Genomic DNA, 19,310 nt, shown 5'->3' with positions numbered 1-19,310 from the left:
CGAGATGAACGCAACGACCGAACGTGAGACCTCCGCCGTCGAGTTCCGCCTGACCGCCATGGATCGCTGTGATTCCTGTGGTGCTCAGGCCTACATCGCGGCCGAGGTCAACGGCTCCGAGCTCCTCTTCTGCGCTCACCACGGCCGCAAGTACGAAGAGAAGCTTCGCAGCATCGCAACGAGCTGGCACGACGAGACCTCTCGTCTGATCGACTGAGCCACTCGGTCTGATCCGCCTCGGAGCCCGTCCTGTCGACGGGCTCCGCTTTCGTTGAGGGCCGGTCAGCCGACGATCACTCGACGGACCCGTGGGGTGAGGCGGGTGAGGATCTCCTCGCCGACAGTGTCGATCCGCTCCGCGAGGCTCGTCGCGCTGCTCTCGCCGTGCTCTCCCGCACCGAACAGCCACACGGGGTCTCCGACCCGCATCCCCGGCCATCCGGCCACCAGGGAGGTCGTGGCCCGGATGCTCTGCAGAGCACGCGTGCCGGCGTCTGTTCCGATCTCTGCACCGGCGAGCGTCGAGGGGATGCCGTCGAAGGACCCGATCGAGATCACCGCGGCATCGTCCTCGATGCCCACCACGGTCGCGACGAGCTCGGCGACCGGCACGGCCCCGGGGATGTCCGGGCCGTCGGCCGAGCGGATGCCGTAGCAGAACGCCCCGATGCGCGACACCGTGCCGCGCAGCTCGGGACGCCACCACGACGCGGCGGAGGCGGTCAGGTGGAGTGCCTCCGGCGTCGGGCCCGATGCCTCGACGATCCGGACCGCCTCGAGGAACGCGGTCTGCGCCTCGTCGTCCTCGGCGTCGCTGGCCTCGGCGAGGTGACTCCAGATGCCGACGAGCAGCACGTGCCCGTCGGCCTCGGCACGGCGGACCTCCTCGATCGCCTGCGGCCACTCCTCCGGCAGCAGTCCGTTGCGGTGCAGTCCGGTATCGATCTTGAGATGGATGCGGGCGGTCGCGCCGCCCTCCCGAGCTCGGGCGACGATGCGCGCCAGGTACTCCCGTGAACCCACGCCCAGGTCGATCCCGCGAGCGAGCGCCTCGTCGATCTCGGCGTCCGTGGAGGTGACCCAGGCGAAGATGCGCCCGTCGTCGCCCAGCACGCGACGCGCCTCGACACCGCCGGCGACGTCATAGGTGCCGTACCACTGCACCCCGGCATCCCGAGCCGCCTCGACGGCCCAGTCGAGACCGTGCCCGTAAGCGTCGTCCTTCAGGACGACCATGAGGGCCGACGGCGCGATGCGATCGCGGACAGCGCGGATGTTCGACACGAAGCGATCGGTGCGGATGCGCAGTTCAGGACGCGTCATGCCTCCCACCCCCGGTTGGCGTGGGCTGCGGCGACGGTCAGGAGCTCGGCGACGGTCAGTCCCGTCACGGCACTCCACCGGGCGAGCCCCGGACCGGCGACACCGCCGCCGCCGAAGTAGGTGGCTTCGGTGCCGGGCGCGACCGCCGACGCACCCTGCAGGTCGATCACGCACACGTCCATCGCGACGCGCCCCACGATCGGATGCAGCATCCCGTCGATCTCGACGTCCGCCGCATTGCCGAGCGCGCGCACGATGCCCTGGGCATACCCGCCCGTGACGAGCGCGGCGGTCGTGTCGCGCGTCGCCCGGTAGGTGTAGCCGTAGGACACGGCGTCGCCGGACTTCAGCGGCTTCGTCGACAGCACCCGCCCCGAGAGTCGCATCACCGGGGTGGTCCTCAGCAGGCCCTCCGCATCGGGGAGCCCGTAGAGCAGCACAGGGTCGATGTCCGGTTCCTCGTCGACGACGGCCTGGATCCCCTCGAGCCGCAGGGCCTCGACTTCGTCCGTGCGGTCGACGCGGACTGCGGCGCCGCCGGCCGCGATGACGGCGTGGGCGACGGGCAGCACGCCGTGCCCCCAGGCATCCCTGCGCAGGTCTGCGATCCGTCCGCCGGAGCCGACGGCGGCGGCTGCCGCGGCAGCCAGAGCCGACCGCGAGATCATCGCCCGAGGACGGGAGCTGGATGTCGTCTCACACACCCTTCCACCCTAGCTCCGGCTTCTCAGGATGCCGTGTGCGCCCCCCGTAGACTGGAGAGGACCCCGACCTTGGAGATCCATGTCCCGCTTTTCCCCCGTTCCCCGTCTTCGCTATCTGCTGGCGCGCGCCCGTCGTATCGACGTCGCCTCGGTGATCGAGAGGGCGAAGGAGGCATCGACGCAGCATGGCAAGGCCGTGCCGCTCGTCGTGGTCGACATGCTCTGGTCGGCCGGACGCCACAACGTCGGCTTCCAGGACTACATCGACTACGACTTCGCCATCCTCACCAAGGCGGAACGCGACACGTTCATGACCCACCCGGTGTCGAACGAGATCTCGCAGAAGTACGACCACCCCGACTACCGGCACCTCTTCCACGACAAGGCGGAGTTCAACGCCGTCTTCGACGCGTTCCTGAAGCGCGAGTGGATGCTGATCGTCGAGGGCAACGCCGATCAGCTTCGTGATTTCACCCAGCGGCAGGGCACGATCGTGGTGAAGGAGACCCACGGTCAGGCCGGCACCGGCGTGCACCGCTACCACGCGGCCGACGTCACCGACTGGGATGCCTTCCACGGCGAGCTGCTGTCCAAGAAGCAGGTGCTCGTCGAAGAGGTCATCCGGCAGCACGCCGACCTCGCGGCCGTGTGCCCCGGCACGGTCAACACGACCCGCATCACCGCGTTCTTCGACGGAGAGAAGACGCACATCCTCGCGATGGCGCAGAAGTTCGGCCGCGGTGCGGTGAGCGACCAGATGAGCTTCGGCGGCTTCTACACGATGCTCGACGAGAACGGCCACTCCGTCGGCTCCGGCTACGACTCGCACGGACACGTCCACGTCACCCACCCCGACTCCGGCTTCCCGATCGCCGACTTCCAGCTGCCGATGATGGACGAGGTCCGCGAGTTCGTCGACCAGGTCGCCCGCGTCGTGCCGCAGGTGCAGTACGTCGGCTGGGACGTCGTGGTCACCCCGGACGGCCCCGTGCTGGTCGAGGGCAACTGGGGAGCCGGCGTCTACGAGAACAAGCCGAGCGTCACCGGCATCCGCACCGGTCACAAGCCGCGCTACCAGGCGGCGATCGGCTTCTGACCGAGAGGACCCCGCGAACGAGGAAGGCCCGGATGCTGAGCATCCGGGCCTTCTCTGTCGTGCGGTGTGCGGGTCAGACCTCGCGGACGATGCCCATCGGCGTCGACTGCGTCGCCTGACCGAGGGGGTTGTCGCCGAGGATCTGCACGAGTCGACGCTCGCCGGCCTTGTCGAGGGTCGAGCCCAGGATGTTGCCGCCGATGTCGTTGATGTCGACCACGGCCACGTCAAGGTCTCCCCCGAGCAGCTTCTGCAGACGCAGCGCGACCTCGCGCGGGTTCTTCGGACCGAGCACGACCGCCTGGTTGTACGGCGGGATCGTGTTCTTGGTGGGCCCGTCGATCGCCCGCGCCTTGTCGCCGGCGATGCGATAGAAGTCACCGCGGCGTCCGAAGGCCTTGGTGATGACCGAGACCCCTGCTGCGAACAGGATCCGCAGCGTGCCGCACTCTCGCAGTGCCATCTCCATCGTCTCGGGCATGCCGAGGCCGATGCCGTAGGACGTGCGGACCACGTAGCGCGAAAGGAAACGCGCGAGCGGACGCGGGGTGATCTCATCGAGACGGTAGGAGCGCCCCTGCGTGATCGCGACGATCTTCTCGGTCACGAACAGCAGGTCGCCCGGCTGCACCGCATCCTTCGCGTACTCGACGACGACGGAGTCGAGGTCGTCGTTCGGCATCACGACGCGGGTGCGCAACGGGATGCGCGCATAGCTCTTGCCGTCGACGCTCGCCTCGAGCGCCTTGCCTTCGTTCGCCTGCATCACTCGAGGTAGTCCCGCAGCGACTGCGAGCGGCTCGGGTGGCGCAGCTTCGCCATCGTCTTCGACTCGATCTGACGGATGCGCTCACGTGTCACCCCGAACGTGTCGCCGATCTGGTCGAGCGTCTTCGGCTGACCGTCACCGAGGCCGAAGCGCATGCGGATGACACCCGCCTCGCGCTCGGACAGCGAGTCGAGCAGCTGCTCGAGCTGACGCTGCAGCATCGTGAAGCCGACGGCGTCGGCAGGGACGACGGCCTCGGTGTCCTCGATGAGGTCACCGAATTCGCTGTCTCCGTCTTCACCCAGCGGCGTGTGCAGGGAGATCGGCTCGCGACCGTACTTCTGGACCTCGACGACCTTCTCGGGTGTCATGTCCAGCTCACGGCTGAGCTCTTCCGGAGTGGGCTCGCGTCCCAGATCCTGCAGCATCTGACGCTGCACTCGGGCCAGCTTGTTGATGACCTCGACCATGTGCACCGGGATGCGGATCGTGCGGGCCTGGTCGGCCATCGCGCGGGTGATCGCCTGGCGGATCCACCACGTCGCGTAGGTCGAGAACTTGAAGCCCTTGGTGTAGTCGAACTTCTCGACGGCGCGGATCAGACCGAGGTTGCCCTCCTGGATCAGGTCCAGGAACTGCATGCCGCGGCCGGTGTAGCGCTTCGCGAGCGAGACGACCAGTCGAAGGTTGGCACCCAGCAGGTGGCTCTTGGCACGCTGGCCGTCGCGGGCCACCCACTGCAGGTCGAGTCCGAGCTGGCCCGCCTTCTCGGCGGCCGTCATCGTGGAGAGCTTCTCCTCGGCGAACAGGCCGGCCTCGATGCGCATCGCGAGCTCGACCTCTTCGGCCGCGTTCAGCAGAGCGACCTTTCCGATCTGCTTCAGGTAGTCCTTCACAGGGTCGGCGGTCGCACCGGTGATCTGCGTCGAGTAGACCGGGACGTCCTCGTCGTCGTTCGACGAGATGACGATGGCACCCGTGGGAAGGGGCTCGGTGAACTTCGGCTTGGAGTCCTCGTCGTCCTCATCGGGCTCGGCGGGGGGCGGCGTCTCGTCGTCTTCGACGATGTCGTCTGCCTTCTTCTTCTTCGCGGGAGCGCGCTTGGCAGCGGCCCGCTGCGCAGCGGTCTTGGGGACCGGCTTCTCAGCGGCCTCCTCGACCGGAGCGTCGACCTCGGGAGCGTCGGCGGTCTTCTTCGTCCGGGTCTTCTTCGTCGTGGCAGGAGTCACGTTTCGCCTTTCACGGGGCCGCTCGCAGGCCCCGGAGCATTTCGGACACTAGTAAGACCCTTGTCAAGTCAGATCTCCGAAAAGATCGATTGACAACGGGTCAGAGTCCTAGTATCGCACACGTGTGGGCATGCAGGTGCATTGCGACGAAGTTCGTGGCACCGATCTCACACGCGACCGGGCTTGTCCTCGTCGCCACTGGGTCGCGACGCGAGATAGCGCTCGAGTTCGGCGGCCAGCTCGTCGGCGCTGGGGAGGTCGCGCTCGTTGAATCCGCCCTCGTCGTAGGACCCGTCCTCGGGGTCGCGCCCCGCCATGTACGCGTCGTAGCGACGCTCGAGTCCCTGGACCATCTGCTGCAGCTCGTCGTTGCCGAGCACCTGCTCGTCGACCCTGGCGAGGTAGTCCTCGCGCCGCTCCTGCACCTCGTCGAGGATGAGCACGAGGCCGGTGGCCGCCATCAGTCGCTCCGCGGCGGCGATCACGGCATCCGGGTTCTCGGTCTCGGCGAGGTAGTGCGGCACGAGCAGCACGAATCCGACCACCCGGTCGCCATGCTCCGCGAACCGGAACTCGAGCAGGTGGCCCGCCGTCGCCGGCACCTGCGTGCGCGGACGCCAGACGGAGTGCGCGACGGTGAGCTCACGGCGATTTCCGCTGACCGTGGTGCCGATGGGCCGGGTGTGCGGCACGGGCATCGCGATCGAGTGGACCCAGTTCAGCCCGGACACCTCGAACTCGTCGGCCAGCTCGAGCACCGTGCGTGCGAATTCGTTCCACGCGAAGTCCGGCTCGTACCCGGCCAGGAGGAGGAACTTCTGACCGAGAGCGTCGGTGGCGAGGGACAGCTCGAGGCGGGCGGGGCGGAACTCGGTCAGGTGGTCCTGGTCGAACGAGATGACCGGACGCCGTGCGCGATAGTCCAGCAGCACGTCGTTGTCGAAGACGGCGATCGGCTGCGGAGAGGTCGTCTCGCGCAGGTGCTCGATCAGGCCGGACACGGCGCTGCCCGCGTCGGTGAATCCAGTGAGGAGGAGGACAAGGGGCAGCCCGCGCGGCACCACCGGCGCGTTCGCCACACGTTCATGGATCTCTCCGGAGAAGGGCATGACTCCATGCTACGAGCACGTTCCGACGGACGGGCGGCGACCGTCATGCTGAGAGCGAACACCCGTGACCGCGTCGGCGCGCACGAGCATCCCTAGGATGGAGGCATGACGCTTCCCGCGCTCTCGCGCACCTCAGATCAGTTCCCCGGAAGCGCTGCAGACGCCGCAGTGCTCGTCATCCCCGAGATCGGCGACTCCTCCGAGTCGCTCTCCGACTACCCGGGACTCGCGGCCTCCCTCGCCGCGATCGGCTTCTCGGGCAAGGCCTCCGCGTTCAGCCGCGTGTACGCCCCCGACGTGACCGATCTGCCGTTCGCTGTCGTCGGCGCCGGCTCCTCCCCCGACGCCGCGGCCGTGCGCCACGCCGTCGGCGCCGCGCTGCGCTCGCTCACCGGCTTCGAGACCGTGTCGGTGGCGCTGGCCCCCGGGCTCGAGCAGTTCGCCTCCGCAGCAGCCGAGGGTGCCGTCCTCGGCGGCTACCGCTTCGCCTCCTACCGCCGCGAGGCGGGCAAGACACGGGCCTCGTCCGTCGTGCTGCACGCCGCCCTCGACGACGCCGCCGTGTCGAAGGCGATCGCCGTGGGCGAAGCCGTCGCGCTGATCAAGGATCTCGTGTTCGTCCCGGCCGAATGGCAGAGCCCGACGCAGCTGGCGCAGAGCGCGGCCGACAGCGTCGCAGGATTGGACGACGTCACCGTCGAGATCCTCGACGAGAAGGCTCTCGCCGAACAGGGCTTCGGGGGCATCCTCGGCGTCGCCCAGGGTTCCGACCGCCCTCCCCGCCTCGTGCGCCTCGACTACGCTCCGGCTGACGCGGCACGCCACATCGCGATCGTCGGCAAGGGGATCACCTTCGACACGGGCGGCCTCTCGCTCAAGCCCGCGGCCTCCATGGTCGGCATGAAGTTCGACATGGCGGGCGCGGCGACGAGCGTCGCGGCGCTGCGGGCGATCGCCGCCCTGCGCCTCCCCGTGCGGGTCACGGCATGGCTGTGCATCACGGACAACATGCCCTCCGGTCGCGCCCTGCGACCCGGCGACGTCCTGCGACTCCTGGACGGCACGACCGTCGAGGTCCCGAACACGGATGCCGAGGGCCGCCTCGTCCTCGCCGACGGTCTGGTCGCCGCCAGCCGCGAGCACCCGGACGTCATCCTCGACGTCGCGACGCTGACAGGCGCGATCGTCATGGCGCTCGGCCACCGGCACACCGGCGTCTTCGGTGCCGACGACACGGTCGGCGAGTTCCTGGCGGCCGCGAACGCCGCCGACGAGCTGGCGTGGCACATGCCCCTTCCCGACTACATGGAGGAATCGCTCGACTCCCCCATCGCCGACATGCAGAACGCCAACATGGGCGACCGCATGGGCGGAGCGTCGTACGCGGGACTGTTCCTGCGACGCTTCATCGGCCGGGTCTCCGACGAGAAGGACGCACCGCGGATCCCGTGGGTCCACCTCGACATCGCGGGTTCCGCCGAGCACAACGGTGCGCCGTACGGCTTCACCGACAAGGGCCCCACCGGGGCGATGGTCCGATCGATCATCGCGTTCGCCGAAGCATCCCACAAGGAGGCATGACCATGACCACTCACACCTTCGACATCGTCGTCCTGGGCGGAGGCAGCGGCGGGTATGCCGCCGCGCTGCGTGCCAGCGAGCTCGGCAAGTCCGTCGCCCTGATCGAGAAGGACAAGGTCGGCGGCACCTGCCTGCACCGCGGCTGCATCCCCACCAAGGCCCTGCTGCATGCTGCCGAGGTGGCCGAGCACGTCCGAGATGCCGCGCACGTCGGCATCTCCGCCACGCTCGACGGCATCGACCCCGCCGGAGTCCGGGCCTACCGCGAGGGCATCGTCGCCAAGAAGTACAAGGGACTCGAAGGACTCGTGAAGGCGCGCGGCATCACGACCGTCGCCGGCACCGGCCGACTCAACGCCGACCGTTCGGTCAGCGTGGGCGATGACGTATACGTCGGCGCGGACGTCGTCCTCGCCACCGGCTCGTACAGCCGCACGCTCCCCGGCCTCGAGATCGGCGGCCGCATCCTCACGAGCGAGCAGGCGCTGGAGCTCGACGTGATCCCCGAGCGCGTGCTAATCCTCGGCGGCGGCGTCATCGGTGTCGAGTTCGCCAGCGTGTGGCGCTCCTTCGGCACCGAGGTCACCATCATCGAGGCGCTGCCTCACCTCGTGCCCAACGAGGACATCGCGATGAGCAAGGGCCTCGAGCGCGCCTTCCGCCGCCGCGGCATCCAGTACTCCCTCGGCGTGCGCTTCCAGACGGCGACCCAGGATGAGGCCTCCGTCACCGTCACGCTCGAGGACGGCAAGGAGTTCACCGCCGACTACCTGCTGGTCGCCGTGGGCCGCGGCCCCGTCACCGCCGACCTCGGCTTCGAGGATGCCGGCGTGACCCTGGACCGCGGATTCGTCACGGTCGACCAGGACCTGCGCACCGGCGTCCCCGGCGTGTGGGCGGTCGGCGACATCACGCCCGGCCTCCAGCTCGCACACCGCGGGTTCCAGCAGGGCATCGCCGTCGCCGAGCGGATCGCAGGGCTCTCCCCCGCGAACATCCCCGACGTGCAGATCCCGAAGGTCACCTACTCCAGCCCCGAGGTCGCGTCGGTCGGAGTCACCGAAGAGGCCGCCGTCGCCGAGCACGGCGCCGACGGTGTGGTGTCGTACGAGTACAACCTGGCGGGCAACGGCAAGAGCGAGATCATCGGCACCGCCGGTCTCGTCAAGGTCGTGCGCCTCAAGGACGGTCCTGTCGTGGGCGTCCATCTGCTGGGTGACCGCGTGGGCGAGCTGATCACCGAGGGCCAGCTGGCCGTCGCGTGGGAGGCCCACCCCGAGGACATCGCGCCGCTGATCCACGCGCACCCGACCCAGAGCGAGGCGTTGGGCGAAGCGTTCCTCGCTCTCGCGGGAAAGCCACTCCACGCCCTGTGAGCACCAACCGGTGCACAGGTCACTAAGCTAGACAAGCGTCAAACAACTTCCTGAAGGAGACTCAGTCATGAGCACATCCGTCGTCCTCCCCGCTCTCGGCGAGAGCGTCACAGAGGGTACGGTCACCCGCTGGCTCAAGCAGGTGGGAGACACCGTGCAGGCGGATGAGGGCCTGCTCGAGATCTCGACCGACAAGGTCGACACCGAGATCCCCTCCCCCGTCACCGGCGTGATCGAGGAGATCCTCGTCGCCGAGGATGAGACCGTCGAGGTCGGCGCGCTGCTGGCGCGTATCGGCGACGGCAGCTCTGCCGCTCCGGCACAGGATGCCCCTGCTGCCGCACCCGCCGAGGAGCAGGCACCTGAGCCCGCCGCCCAGGCCGAGGCTCCCGCGGCACCGGCCGAAGCACCCGCGGCACCGGCCGAAGCGCCCGCCGAGGCCGCTGCGGAGCCCGCGCCCGCCGCCTCCGGCGACGCGACCGACATCGTCCTCCCCGAACTCGGCGAGAGCGTGACCGAGGGCACCGTCACCCGGTGGCTGAAGCAGGTCGGCGACACCGTCGAGGTCGACGAGGCGCTGCTGGAGATCTCGACCGACAAGGTCGACACCGAGATCCCGTCGCCTGTGGCCGGCGTGCTGCAGGAGATCGTCGCCGGCGAAGACGAGACGGTGGCCGTCGGCGCCGTCCTCGCCCGTGTCGGCTCGGGTGCTGCGCCTTCCGCAGCCCCTGCTGCGCAGGCTCCGGCTGCGGAGGCTGCTCCCACCGAGACCCCGGCCTCTCCTGCTGAGGCGCCCGCAGCGCCCGCGGCCGAGGCTCCCGTCGCTCAGGCTCCCGCCGCCCAGGACGCCGCCGCCCCGGTCGCACCCGCTCCGGCGGCTGCACCGTCGGAGCCGGCTCCCGCCGCGGCCTCCGCTCCGGCATCCGAGGCCTCCGCCCCGGCCGCGAAGCTCAACCTGCCGACCGAGAGCGACAACCTCTACGTCACCCCGCTCGTGCGCCGCCTGGCCTCGCAGCAGGGCGTCGACCTTGCCAGCGTCAAGGGCACCGGCGTCGGAGGGCGCATCCGCAAGGAGGACGTCCTCAAGGCGGCCGAGTCCGCGGCCTCGGCACCCGCCGCTGCCGCCGCTGCACCCGCTCCTGCGCCGCTCGAGGTCTCGCCGCTGCGCGGCACGACCCAGCCCATGTCTCGACTGCGCAAGGTCCTCGCCAAGCGCGCGGTCGAGTCCATGCAGCAGACCGCACAGCTCACCACCGTGGTCGAGGTCGATGTCACCGCTCTGGCGGAGTACCGCGACAGCGTGAAGGCGTCGTTCCTCGAGAAGACCGGCGACAAGCTCTCCTTCCTGCCGTTCTTCGCCCTGGCTGCCGCCGAGGCACTGCGCGCCTTCCCGATCGTGAACGCCACGGTCGACGGCGAGCAGATCGTCTACCCGGCTTCCGAGAACGTCTCCATCGCGGTCGACACCGAGCGTGGCCTGCTCACGCCGGTGCTGCGTGACGCGGCGTCGAAGAACATCGCGGAGATCGCGCACGAGATCGCCGATCTCGCCGCCCGCACCCGTGACAACAAGCTGAAGCCCGACGAGCTGGCCGGCGGCACGTTCACGCTGACCAACACGGGATCGCGCGGCGCGCTGTTCGACACGCCCGTCGTGTTCCTGCCGCAGTCGGCGATCCTCGGCACCGGTACCGTCGTCAAGCGTCCCGGACTGGTCAAGGTCGGCGGCGCGGATGCGATCGCGGTCCGCTCGTACGTCTACCTGGCACTGTCGTACGATCACCGCATCATCGACGGTGCAGACGCCGCCCGTTTCCTGGGCGCCGTCAAGGCGCGACTCGAGTCGGCGCAGTTCGCCGCCCAGCTCGGAGCCTGACAACCGCATCACTCTGGCTGATCCGCGACGTCGTAGGCGTCGCGGATCAGCCATTTCTCTGCCATCCGCACGAGCACGACCATCTGATGGCGTTCGGCCGGTGCCTCGTCCGTCGGCGCCGCGGACGTCGAGAGACGGATGACCGCCACGTCGCCGTATTCGTCGACGGGAGTGAGCGTTCGCGCTTCCCCGGCGTTCCGTGCCGCCAGGAGCTCCACGATCCCCATCGTCGTCCCGGCCACGGCATCCGCGCAGACGAGATCCTCCGCGTCCGCGCAGTCATCGATCTCTCGCAGCAAGGCGCGAGCGGCGCCGATCGGATCGGCGGCGTCCTCGACCGTCGTCGCCGAGGGCGTCGTTTGCGGAGTCGCCGTGTCGCCGACCTGATCGCCTGAAGCATCGCGCGCTTCCGTGACGGGTGTCCGCGCCTCCTTCGCCCCCGCTGAATCGTCTGTGCCGCCTCCGGGCCAGAGCATCCCCGCGCCGAGCACGGTCACCGCTGCCGCCGCGGCGATGAGGTAACGCCGTCGGCGAGGCGCCTCGCTCTGCACCGTACGCCGACCTCGATCGCCGCCGGCCCTCCCGTGGGGATGCACGCCGACCGGCACACGCTCCTGGCGCGACCGCCCCTGTGCGGAACGCCGCCACCTCTCGCGCAGCGACCGCCCCCGTTCACTGACGACCCCGAGAGTCGCGCCGATCACGCCCGCCAGCGAGACCGACCCGCGGGACCGCGCACCCCGGGACCGCGCACGCCGAGTCGGCTCACGGCGCGTCGGCTCACGGCGCGTCGGCTCACGGCGTGCGCCGGAGACACGGTCGACCGTCTCATCGACCGCCCTCCGTGCCACGTCGGCACCCCGGTGGCCTTCGGGCGTCTGCGTCCCTCGCTGCAGCGGACGCGGCGCCGCGAACTCGAGCAGTGTCCCCTCCCACCGCTGCAGCTGGCGTACGGGGATCACCGGCCGCTCCGAACTGCGTCGCAGGCCCTCGGCGATCGGCGTGAGCACACGGCTCAACGCACGGTCCTGCGAGTCCTCTCCGATCAGGTCGAGGATCGACGCCGCTGCCCCCGCCGCCTCCGCTCCGGCCCCGATCACGAACATCGGTCGGCCGTCGTCGGTCAGCCACCACTCGCCGATCTCCCGACGCTCGATGCGGTTGAGCTCCGCGAGCCCGCGAAGAACACTCGCGACCAGCGTCGTGACCTCGCCGGCGCCCAGCGCAGCGCCGGCGGCCGCCCGTCGACCGAGGAACACCGGGATCTGCTCCGTGCACCACGGGAGGAGGACGTCGTGTCCGTCGACGCGGCGGACGACGTCGAGCGGAGCCGCGACATGATCGTCTCCCGCGTGCTCCCATCCGGACCAGCCACTGATCGTCTCCGCCGACACCAGGACCACCACCGATCGCCCGTCGGTCACGAGCGCCCCGGCGTACGGCCCCTCGTCCGGTTCGAGCCGTCTGATGACCCGGTGTGCGCCGAGCACCGGCGCTGCACCGCCTGCGCGTGAATCGGTCGTCCCCATCCGCCCATGACACCGCACCGGCCCCGGTGACGGTGGCGGATCAGGCCGATGTGGACGGATCGACACGTGGCGGCGCATCGTGCAGGAGCACTGCGTCGCCGCCCGAATCCGCCTGGCGCGAACGACGACATGGCGGGCGTCGCGAGTCGGTATTCTTGTGCACATGGCAAACCGTTCGTCCGCGCCCGAGAAGCGTCCGGGATTCTTCTCCCAGATCAAGTCCCTCTTCACCTTCACGAGGGAGATCTACCCGTGGCTTCCGTGGGCTCAGATCGCACTTCTCGTGGTCGGCGTGCTCGTCGGACTCATCGTCGGCTACCTCATCCCGCCGTTCCAGGTCTGGACGCTCATCCTCTGGGGCATCTCGGGACTGATGCTCGGCGTGCTCGGCGCGATGTTCCTGATGACGCGACTGTCGACCTCGGCGATGTACCAGAAGATCGACGGGATGCCGGGCGCCACCGGCCATGTCCTCTCCACGAGCCTCGGACGCAACTGGCAGGGTTCCGAGACCCCCGTGGGGATCAACCCCAAGACGCAGGACGCCGTGTACCGCACCGTCGGACGCGGTGGCGTCGTCGTCGTCGGCGAGGGCTCGCGCGGTCGTCTGACCCGTCTCGTGAACGACGAGCGCAGCAAGGCGGCCAGGGTCGCCCATGGCGTACCGGTCACGGTGCTCTACGTCGGACACGGCGATGACGACGTGGCCATCGCCGACCTCGCGAAGACGATCAAGAAGCTTCCGAAGGTGATCGACAAGGCCACCATGGGTGCCGTCATCCGTCGCATCGAGTCGGTGTCGCAGTCCATCTCCTCGCTGCCGATCCCGAAGGGGATCGACCCGACGAAGGTCAGGGCGCAGCGCCCCCGTTGATCTGACGTCTGCAGACGCAGAAGCGCGGCCGCACCTCGTCGGAGGGCGGCCGCGCTTCGTCGTTCACTCGGACAGCGGCTGACGAGGGAGACGGCGGACCTTCGCCCGTCGGCGACGGCGCTCCGGCACCATCGAGCGCATCTCGTCGAGCTTGCCGAAGCAGAACAGTCGGTCGTCGGCTTCGAGGACGACGTGCTTGCGCGGGTTCGGGATCACGGAGACTCCGCGATGCAGCGTCAGCACGGTGATGTCGCGCTCCCACAGTCCGGCCTCGCCGAGCGTCTTGCCGACGAGGTCGACGGCGCCGTGCACCATCAGCTCGGCGACGCCGTATCCGGTCGAGACCGTCAATCGCTGGCGCACGTCGATCTCGGGGAAGGCGACCTGGCCGGCGATGTAGTCGATGATGGCGCCGGCCACGTCGAGCTTGGTCGCCATCTCGATGCCCTGCAGCCCTGGCGAGGAGTTCACCTCCATGACCAGCGGGCCCTCGTCTCCTTCGAGCATGTCGACACCCGCGACGCGGAGGCCCATGATCTGCGCGGAACGGACCGCAGCACGCTCGTAGACCGGGTCGAGCTCGACAGCCTCGACCGAGCCGCCGCGGTGCACGTTGGAGCGGAACTCGTCACCGGCCGCAGAGCGCCGCATCGCGGCGACCACGCGGTCACCCACGACCAGGGCACGGATGTCGCGTCCCCTGCTCTCGGAGATGAACTTCTGGATCAGGACGTTCTGCTTCGTCGAGTGCAGGGTCTCGATGATGGCCTCGGCGACCTTCACCTGCGGCGCGAGGATCACGCCGATGCCCTGGGTGCCCTCGAGGAGCTTGATGACGACCGGCGCACCGCCCACACGCTCGATCGCGGGCCGCACGTCGGCGCGGTTGCGGACGAATGCGGTCGGCGGCATCGCGATGTTGTGCCGCGAGAGGATCTGGTTCGCACGCAGCTTGTCCCGAGCGCTCGAGATCCCGTTCGCCGTGTTGGGCGTGTACACGTCCATCTGCTCGAACTGCCGGACCACTGCCGTGCCGAAGTACGTGATCGAGTTGCCGATGCGAGGCAGGATCGCGTCATAGTCGCTGAGCTGCCGTCCGCGGTAGTGCAGATCGGGCTCCTCCGCGGTGAGGTCGATCGCGAAGCGCAGGGTGTTCAGCACCTTGACGGTGTGACCACGCTGGAGCGCGGCCGCACGCAGTCGTTGGGTGGAGTACGCCTGCGGCGCACGGGAGAGCACTGCGATCTTCACGGGGGATTTCCTGCCAGGATGGTCGGGTGAGTAAGTCAACCCATTCAAACACTCTTATCGGGTGGCGAGAATGGGTGAGCCTGCCCGATCTCGGCGTCGACTGGATCAAAGCCAAGATCGACACCGGCGCGCGCACGTCCTCACTGCATGCCTTCGAGATCCACGAGTTCGAGCGCGACGGCGTGTCGTGGGTCCGGTTCCGGGTGAAGCCCTGGCAGGACAGCCAGTCCGACACCGTGATCGTCGAATCCCCCGTCCACGATCGCCGCGCGGTGCGCAGCTCGTCCGGCCACGCCGAGGAGCGTCTCGTGGTCGAGATGCTCATCCGCCTCCACGACCGCGAGGTCCTCGCCGAGGTGACGCTGAGCAACCGCGACGAGATGGGATTCCGGATGCTGATCGGCCGCGAGGCGCTGCGTCAGGGATACGTCATCGATCCGGCGCGATCGTTCGTCGGCGGCCGCGCTCCCCGCGAGGCCAGACGCCGCAATCGCGGCAAGGACTGAGTCGCTCAGGCGCGGATCAGCACGAGGCCGACGGCCTTGTCGTGGAGGCCGCGCTGGTCGGCATCCCAGATCACGGCGGGGATGACCACGATGATGAGCAGCGTGCGCACGATCGGTCGCCACAGCCCCACCCATCCGCCGTCGAGGCGGACCACCCGCATCCCGAGGACCCGGTGTCCGGGGCTGCCGCCCGCGGTCGGGATGAAGAGGATCTGCAGCACCGCGAACACCGCCATCGGCGCGAACATCGTCAGTCCTGCCTCCGTCGGCAGCGCGAACTGGTCGTACCCGAGGAACCCCGTGGCGATGATGGTCGCGGCGACGTAGTCGATGAGCAGGGCGCCGATCCGTCGGCCGGGACGGGCGATGCTGCCCGGTCCCGCCTCCGGCATTCCGAGGCGCTCTCCGGGGTACGTGTTCACAGCATCCGTCACCCGTCCAGCCTACCGGCGCGTAACATGCCCGAAACAAAGCGGATACCGTGGGGTAACGCCCCGCACGTACTGTGCACAATGGCCGTGAAGCCATCGATCCGCAATCCAGGAGTCGTACATGTTCAAAGATTCGTCCGAGGTGCTGAGCTACATCAAGGAGAACGACGTCAAGTTCCTTGACATCCGATTCACTGATCTCCCTGGTGTCCAGCAGCACTTCAACATCCCCGCCTCCACGGTCGACGAGGACTTCTTCGTCAACGGCCAGCTGTTCGACGGCTCCTCGATCCGCGGCTTCGCGAGCATCCACGAATCCGACATGCAGCTCATCCCGGACGTGACCACGGCATACGTCGACCCCTTCCGCGAGGCGAGCACCCTCGTCATGGTGTTCGACATCTACAACCCGCGCACCGGAGAGATCTACTCGAAGGACCCGCGTCAGGTCGCCAAGAAGGCCGAGAAGTACCTCGCGTCGACCGGCATCGCCGACACCGCCGTCTTCGCCCCCGAGGCCGAGTTCTACATCTTCGACGACGTCCGCTACTCGGTCACCTCCGGTGAGAGCTTCTACAAGGTCGACTCCGAAGAGGCCGCGTGGAACACCGGTCGCGAGGAAGAGGGCGGAAACCTCGCCAACAAGACCCCGTACAAGGGCGGCTACTTCCCCGTCAGCCCGGTCGACAAGACCGCTGACCTGCGCGACGACATCACCCTGAAGCTGATCGACGCCGGGTTCATCCTCGAGCGCTCGCACCACGAGGTCGGCACGGCCGGTCAGCAGGAGATCAACTACCGCTTCGACACCATGGTGCACTCGGCGGACGACATCCTGAAGTTCAAGTACATCGTCAAGAACACCGCCGAAGAGTGGGGCAAGGTCGCCACCTTCATGCCGAAGCCGCTCTACGGCGACAACGGCTCGGGCATGCACACGCACCAGTCGCTGTGGAACGACGGCAAGCCGCTGTTCTATGACGAGGCCGGCTACGGTCAGCTCAGCGACATCGCCCGCTGGTACATCGGCGGTCTGCTCGCGCACGCCCCCGCGGTCCTCGCCTTCACGAACCCGACCCTGAACAGCTACCACCGTCTGGTCAAGGGCTTCGAGGCGCCGGTCAACCTGGTCTACTCCGCCGGAAACCGCTCGGCTGCCATCCGCATCCCGATCACCGGCTCGAACCCGAAGGCCAAGCGCATCGAGTTCCGCGCGCCGGATGCCTCGGGCAACCCGTACCTGGCGTTCGCCGCGCAGCTCATGGCCGGCCTCGACGGCATCAAGAACCGCATCGAGCCGCACGAGCCCGTCGACAAGGACCTCTACGAGCTTCCTCCCGAGGAGGCCAAGAACATCCCGCAGGTGCCGAACTCCCTGCTGGACTCGCTCGAGGCCCTGAAGGCCGACCACCAGTTCCTCCTCGAGGGCGGCGTGTTCACCGAGGAGCTCATCGAGACCTGGATCTCGTACAAGTACGAGAACGAGATCCTGCCGATGGCACAGCGCCCGCACCCGTTCGAGTACGAGCTGTACTTCGGAGTGTAGCTAGATGACGCGGAATTCCGGGGGTTAGTCCGCAGCGAGTCCGCAGAATCTCTCAGAGAGCCCGTCTCAGCATCGCTGGGGCGGGCTCTTCTACGCGTCGGCGCCGAAGCCGCGGACTGCGCCTTCGAGAGTGTCGGCGAGGATGACCAGTTCGGGCGGGGCCGCATCTCCGTGGTATCGGTTCTGCTCGTCGATGATCGGGTGGTAGCGGAAGCCCGCCCACCAGTTCACGTGGATCTGGAAGACCCGACCGAGCGTCGTATCGATCGACTCACCAAGCGAGATGATCCAAGATCCGTCTGACACCGGCGTCGCGACCATATCGTCAACGTGCAGCGGCTTCCCTTCCATCGGAGGTCCTTTCGTTGAGCGCCGCTGTGACGGCGGCGCGTGATGACTCGTCGCGATCGGGCCACATGTGCCCGTACGTGTCGAGCGTCGTCTTCGCGGACGCGTGACGGAGTCGTGCCTGCACCGTCTTGATGTCGAGGCCCGCGGCGATGAGCAGACTCGCGAAGTAGTGACGCAGATCGTGGATGCGGAAGCCCTCTGGCAGGCCCTCCACGCTGTCTCTCGCGGCCTTGAACGCTGTCTCGATCGTGTAGGGCGCTACGGGACGTCCGAAGGCGCCGACCACGATGGTGCTACTCCCCCACGTTGCAGGGTTCGCGTTGAGCATGACGGCGAGATCCTGCGGGATCGGGATCGCGGTCTTTGACATCTCGGTCTTGAGGTCGTCGCCGGGATACTGGATCGCTGGCGTGATGATCCCGCGCATAAAGTCGACGTCCTCAACGCGCAGAGCGGCGATCTCCGCGACTCGGAGGCCAGCAAAGGCCCCGAGCAGCACGACCGGCCGGAAGTTCTCAGGCAGGGCGTCATGCAGGGCCCACACCTGCTCGGTGGTCGCGACGTACGGCCGCTGCTTCGGCGCCGCGGGAGACGTACGCCTCGAGCACGGGTTCTTCGCCACCAGGCCGTCATGCTGCGCGTCAGAGAACAGTTGGGACAGGCGTCGGTGGAGCGCGTATACGTAGCTCGGCGAGTAGCCGCGGCCGGACAGCTGCACGACCCACTGCTGCACCTCGGAGGGGCGCACAGACTTCAACGGGCGATGTCCCAGATCCTCGGTGATGACGCGGATGTGCACTCGCGCCTGGCGCACTGTCGACGCCCGGTGCCGCTCGTATCCACGCAGCCAGGTCTCGGCCCACTCCCCCAGGGTGACGCGCGCCTTCGCCGGTTCGAGATGCGTCCCGCCCACGAGCTCGGCCGTGCGTTCGTCGAGCCATGCCTGAGCCTCGCGCTTCGTCTTCCGGTGGGCGGAATACTCCCGACCGCTCTCATCGCGGTAGCGAGCCCGCCAGACCCCGTCAGGCCTCTGTTTGACGCTCGCCATCAGAACGGCGGGCCGGGGAAAAGGATGGGATCTTCGAGGTCGACGCCGTAGGCACGCAGCCTGCGCTCGATGTCGTAGAGATCAGCGCGGAAGTCTCTGATCCGCGCACGCAGAAGGTCCTGGTCATTCGGAAGGTGGCCGCTGGTGAGTACCTCACCCTTCGACGCACCAGATTCCACCCGGATCTGGTGGCTCTCGTGAGCCATCAGGGCGTAAGCCGTCGAGGATCGCTCATCCAGTAGCTTTTGGATCTCCGTCAACGGGTAGGCGTCGGGCGATGACGATACGAACGGGAGAGATTGAATAGCGTCCGGATCCCTCAGTTCGGGCGAAGCACCTGCGAGCTCCTCCACCATGCGCCCACCCCCGAACCATGCGCGAGCCAGGTACTGCGGTGCGCTGATTCCACGCGCCCCGGCGGACACGGAAGGCCCGGGCCGCTCACCAATCTCCACTAGCTCGTACGGCCGACGGCGAATGTCGAACTGCAGATCAGCCGGGCTGACGCCGAGGGCGAGCGCAAGGGCCATCAGCTGGCGAACAGTGACGTCCTGCTTACGACCGTTCTCGAGGTTGGCGATGATCGAACGCGTCAGCCCCAGACCGGCGCGCTCCGCCAACTGCTCGGCGCTCATCTTCGCATCTCGACGGTAGCGCGCGACCTGTCGACCCAGTGTCGTGGTGTGCGGTTCATGCATGTACTACACAGTA

At 68.3% G+C, this 19,310-nt stretch carries 19 protein-coding genes; 8 read left to right on the top strand and 11 right to left on the bottom strand.

Features of this window, described 5'->3' with window-relative positions:
• Nucleotides 1–4: 4 nt before the first annotated feature.
• A complete protein-coding gene (locus ACESK8_RS10585; RefSeq protein ID WP_060928201.1) occupies nt 5–217 on the top strand; it encodes a hypothetical protein in 213 nt (70 codons plus the stop codon).
• 65 nt (nt 218–282) lie between these two features.
• Here ACESK8_RS10585 and ACESK8_RS10580 read toward each other — a convergent pair whose 3' ends face one another.
• Together ACESK8_RS10580 and ACESK8_RS10575 are read right to left on the bottom strand one after the other, a co-directional pair.
• Nucleotides 283–1,323 (bottom strand): alanine racemase, encoded by a 1,041-nt coding sequence (locus ACESK8_RS10580; protein ID WP_372968557.1) that lies wholly within the window; start codon nt 1,321–1,323, stop codon nt 283–285.
• The gene (locus tag ACESK8_RS10575; protein WP_372968556.1) at nt 1,320–2,027 is read right to left on the bottom strand and encodes an alanine racemase C-terminal domain-containing protein; all 708 of its coding nucleotides are present in this window, start codon (nt 2,025–2,027) and stop codon (nt 1,320–1,322) included. Before ACESK8_RS10575 ends, ACESK8_RS10580 begins: the two co-directional genes overlap by 4 nt.
• A 79-nt stretch (nt 2,028–2,106) precedes the next feature.
• Between ACESK8_RS10575 and ACESK8_RS10570 the strand changes: the two genes are divergently transcribed.
• Nucleotides 2,107–3,123, top strand: a complete 1,017-nt coding sequence (locus ACESK8_RS10570) for a sugar-transfer associated ATP-grasp domain-containing protein (protein ID WP_372968555.1) — start codon at nt 2,107–2,109, stop codon at nt 3,121–3,123.
• 73 nt (nt 3,124–3,196) lie between these two features.
• Here ACESK8_RS10570 and ACESK8_RS10565 read toward each other — a convergent pair whose 3' ends face one another.
• The 3 genes from ACESK8_RS10565 to ACESK8_RS10555 form a co-directional block, all read right to left on the bottom strand.
• Nucleotides 3,197–3,889, bottom strand: a complete 693-nt coding sequence (locus ACESK8_RS10565) for a coenzyme F420-0:L-glutamate ligase (RefSeq protein ID WP_372968554.1) — start codon at nt 3,887–3,889, stop codon at nt 3,197–3,199.
• Nucleotides 3,889–5,121: an RNA polymerase sigma factor gene (locus ACESK8_RS10560; protein WP_060928163.1), complete on the bottom strand. Its 1,233-nt coding sequence runs from the start codon at nt 5,119–5,121 to the stop codon at nt 3,889–3,891. Before ACESK8_RS10560 ends, ACESK8_RS10565 begins: the two co-directional genes overlap by 1 nt.
• A gap of 167 nt (nt 5,122–5,288) precedes the next feature.
• On the bottom strand, nt 5,289–6,230 hold the full coding sequence (locus ACESK8_RS10555) for a proteasome assembly chaperone family protein (RefSeq protein WP_372968553.1): 942 nt from the start codon (nt 6,228–6,230) through the stop codon (nt 5,289–5,291).
• Between the two features lie 105 nt (nt 6,231–6,335).
• On the opposite strand from ACESK8_RS10555, the gene ACESK8_RS10550 reads away from it, so the two are divergent.
• The 3 genes from ACESK8_RS10550 (at nt 6,336) to sucB (ending at nt 11,063) form a co-directional block, all read left to right on the top strand.
• Nucleotides 6,336–7,811 carry a leucyl aminopeptidase gene (locus ACESK8_RS10550; RefSeq protein ID WP_372968552.1) on the top strand — a complete coding sequence of 492 codons (1,476 nt, stop codon included), beginning with the start codon at nt 6,336–6,338 and terminating at the stop codon, nt 7,809–7,811.
• Nucleotides 7,812–7,813: 2 nt separating this feature from the next.
• Nucleotides 7,814–9,187, top strand: coding sequence for a dihydrolipoyl dehydrogenase (gene lpdA / locus ACESK8_RS10545; protein WP_372968551.1), 1,374 nt, complete (start codon nt 7,814–7,816; stop codon nt 9,185–9,187).
• A gap of 67 nt (nt 9,188–9,254) precedes the next feature.
• A complete protein-coding gene (sucB, locus tag ACESK8_RS10540; RefSeq protein ID WP_372968550.1) occupies nt 9,255–11,063 on the top strand; it encodes a 2-oxoglutarate dehydrogenase, E2 component, dihydrolipoamide succinyltransferase in 1,809 nt (602 codons plus the stop codon).
• Nucleotides 11,064–11,071: 8 nt separating this feature from the next.
• Here the strand turns inward: sucB and ACESK8_RS10535 are convergent, their stop codons facing one another.
• Nucleotides 11,072–12,592, bottom strand: a complete 1,521-nt coding sequence (locus ACESK8_RS10535; protein ID WP_372968549.1) for a hypothetical protein — start codon at nt 12,590–12,592, stop codon at nt 11,072–11,074.
• Nucleotides 12,593–12,755: 163 nt separating this feature from the next.
• Here ACESK8_RS10535 and ACESK8_RS10530 point away from each other — a divergent pair, with 163 nt between their 5' ends.
• Nucleotides 12,756–13,466, top strand: a complete 711-nt coding sequence (locus tag ACESK8_RS10530; RefSeq protein ID WP_372968548.1) for a DUF4191 family protein — start codon at nt 12,756–12,758, stop codon at nt 13,464–13,466.
• Nucleotides 13,467–13,529: 63 nt separating this feature from the next.
• Here ACESK8_RS10530 and ACESK8_RS10525 read toward each other — a convergent pair whose 3' ends face one another.
• Entirely contained in the window at nt 13,530–14,717 is a 1,188-nt protein-coding gene (locus ACESK8_RS10525) for a RimK family alpha-L-glutamate ligase (protein WP_372968547.1), read from the bottom strand.
• A gap of 26 nt (nt 14,718–14,743) precedes the next feature.
• Here ACESK8_RS10525 and ACESK8_RS10520 point away from each other — a divergent pair, with 26 nt between their 5' ends.
• Nucleotides 14,744–15,223: an ATP-dependent zinc protease gene (locus ACESK8_RS10520; protein ID WP_372968546.1), complete on the top strand. Its 480-nt coding sequence runs from the start codon at nt 14,744–14,746 to the stop codon at nt 15,221–15,223.
• A gap of 5 nt (nt 15,224–15,228) precedes the next feature.
• Here the strand turns inward: ACESK8_RS10520 and ACESK8_RS10515 are convergent, their stop codons facing one another.
• Complete coding sequence (locus ACESK8_RS10515; protein WP_372968592.1) at nt 15,229–15,615, bottom strand: RDD family protein; 387 nt, start codon at nt 15,613–15,615, stop codon at nt 15,229–15,231.
• Nucleotides 15,616–15,775: 160 nt separating this feature from the next.
• Between ACESK8_RS10515 and glnA the strand changes: the two genes are divergently transcribed.
• Entirely contained in the window at nt 15,776–17,200 is a 1,425-nt protein-coding gene (gene glnA / locus ACESK8_RS10510; RefSeq protein WP_060928172.1) for a type I glutamate--ammonia ligase, read from the top strand.
• Nucleotides 17,201–17,290: 90 nt separating this feature from the next.
• On the opposite strand, the gene ACESK8_RS10505 is transcribed toward glnA, so the two are convergent.
• Genes ACESK8_RS10505 through ACESK8_RS10495 form a run of 3 tightly spaced genes read right to left on the bottom strand, consistent with a single transcriptional unit; the run spans nt 17,291 to nt 19,297 of the window.
• Nucleotides 17,291–17,506, bottom strand: a complete 216-nt coding sequence (locus ACESK8_RS10505; protein WP_372968545.1) for a hypothetical protein — start codon at nt 17,504–17,506, stop codon at nt 17,291–17,293.
• 19 nt (nt 17,507–17,525) lie between these two features.
• Nucleotides 17,526–18,599, bottom strand: coding sequence for a tyrosine-type recombinase/integrase (locus tag ACESK8_RS10500; protein WP_372968544.1), 1,074 nt, complete (start codon nt 18,597–18,599; stop codon nt 17,526–17,528).
• Nucleotides 18,599–19,297, bottom strand: coding sequence for a helix-turn-helix domain-containing protein (locus ACESK8_RS10495; protein WP_372968543.1), 699 nt, complete (start codon nt 19,295–19,297; stop codon nt 18,599–18,601). Before ACESK8_RS10495 ends, ACESK8_RS10500 begins: the two co-directional genes overlap by 1 nt.
• Nucleotides 19,298–19,310: the final 13 nt, after the last annotated feature.

Origin of the sequence: Microbacterium sp. (assembly GCF_041641055.1) — a bacterium.
In the GTDB taxonomy this organism is placed as follows: domain Bacteria; phylum Actinomycetota; class Actinomycetes; order Actinomycetales; family Microbacteriaceae; genus Microbacterium.
The sequence above is the reverse complement of the archived record's forward strand: the minus strand, read 5'-3'. Positions and strand labels throughout refer to the sequence as shown.

What these genes read in the sequence shown, in the direction of transcription:
- ACESK8_RS10585 (WP_060928201.1), top strand. Translation starts at nt 5, where the DNA reads ATGAACGCAACGACCGAACGTGAGACCTCCGCCGTCGAGTTCCGCCTG.
- ACESK8_RS10580 (WP_372968557.1), bottom strand. Translation starts at nt 1,323, where the DNA reads ATGACGCGTCCTGAACTGCGCATCCGCACCGATCGCTTCGTGTCGAAC.
- ACESK8_RS10570 (WP_372968555.1), top strand. Translation starts at nt 2,107, where the DNA reads ATGTCCCGCTTTTCCCCCGTTCCCCGTCTTCGCTATCTGCTGGCGCGC.
- ACESK8_RS10565 (WP_372968554.1), bottom strand. Translation starts at nt 3,889, where the DNA reads ATGCAGGCGAACGAAGGCAAGGCGCTCGAGGCGAGCGTCGACGGCAAG.
- ACESK8_RS10555 (WP_372968553.1), bottom strand. Translation starts at nt 6,230, where the DNA reads ATGCCCTTCTCCGGAGAGATCCATGAACGTGTGGCGAACGCGCCGGTG.
- ACESK8_RS10550 (WP_372968552.1), top strand. Translation starts at nt 6,336, where the DNA reads ATGACGCTTCCCGCGCTCTCGCGCACCTCAGATCAGTTCCCCGGAAGC.
- lpdA (WP_372968551.1), top strand. Translation starts at nt 7,814, where the DNA reads ATGACCACTCACACCTTCGACATCGTCGTCCTGGGCGGAGGCAGCGGC.
- sucB (WP_372968550.1), top strand. Translation starts at nt 9,255, where the DNA reads ATGAGCACATCCGTCGTCCTCCCCGCTCTCGGCGAGAGCGTCACAGAG.
- ACESK8_RS10535 (WP_372968549.1), bottom strand. Translation starts at nt 12,592, where the DNA reads ATGGGGACGACCGATTCACGCGCAGGCGGTGCAGCGCCGGTGCTCGGC.
- ACESK8_RS10530 (WP_372968548.1), top strand. Translation starts at nt 12,756, where the DNA reads ATGGCAAACCGTTCGTCCGCGCCCGAGAAGCGTCCGGGATTCTTCTCC.
- ACESK8_RS10515 (WP_372968592.1), bottom strand. Translation starts at nt 15,615, where the DNA reads ATGCCGGAGGCGGGACCGGGCAGCATCGCCCGTCCCGGCCGACGGATC.
- glnA (WP_060928172.1), top strand. Translation starts at nt 15,776, where the DNA reads ATGTTCAAAGATTCGTCCGAGGTGCTGAGCTACATCAAGGAGAACGAC.
- ACESK8_RS10500 (WP_372968544.1), bottom strand. Translation starts at nt 18,599, where the DNA reads ATGGCGAGCGTCAAACAGAGGCCTGACGGGGTCTGGCGGGCTCGCTAC.
- ACESK8_RS10495 (WP_372968543.1), bottom strand. Translation starts at nt 19,297, where the DNA reads ATGCATGAACCGCACACCACGACACTGGGTCGACAGGTCGCGCGCTAC.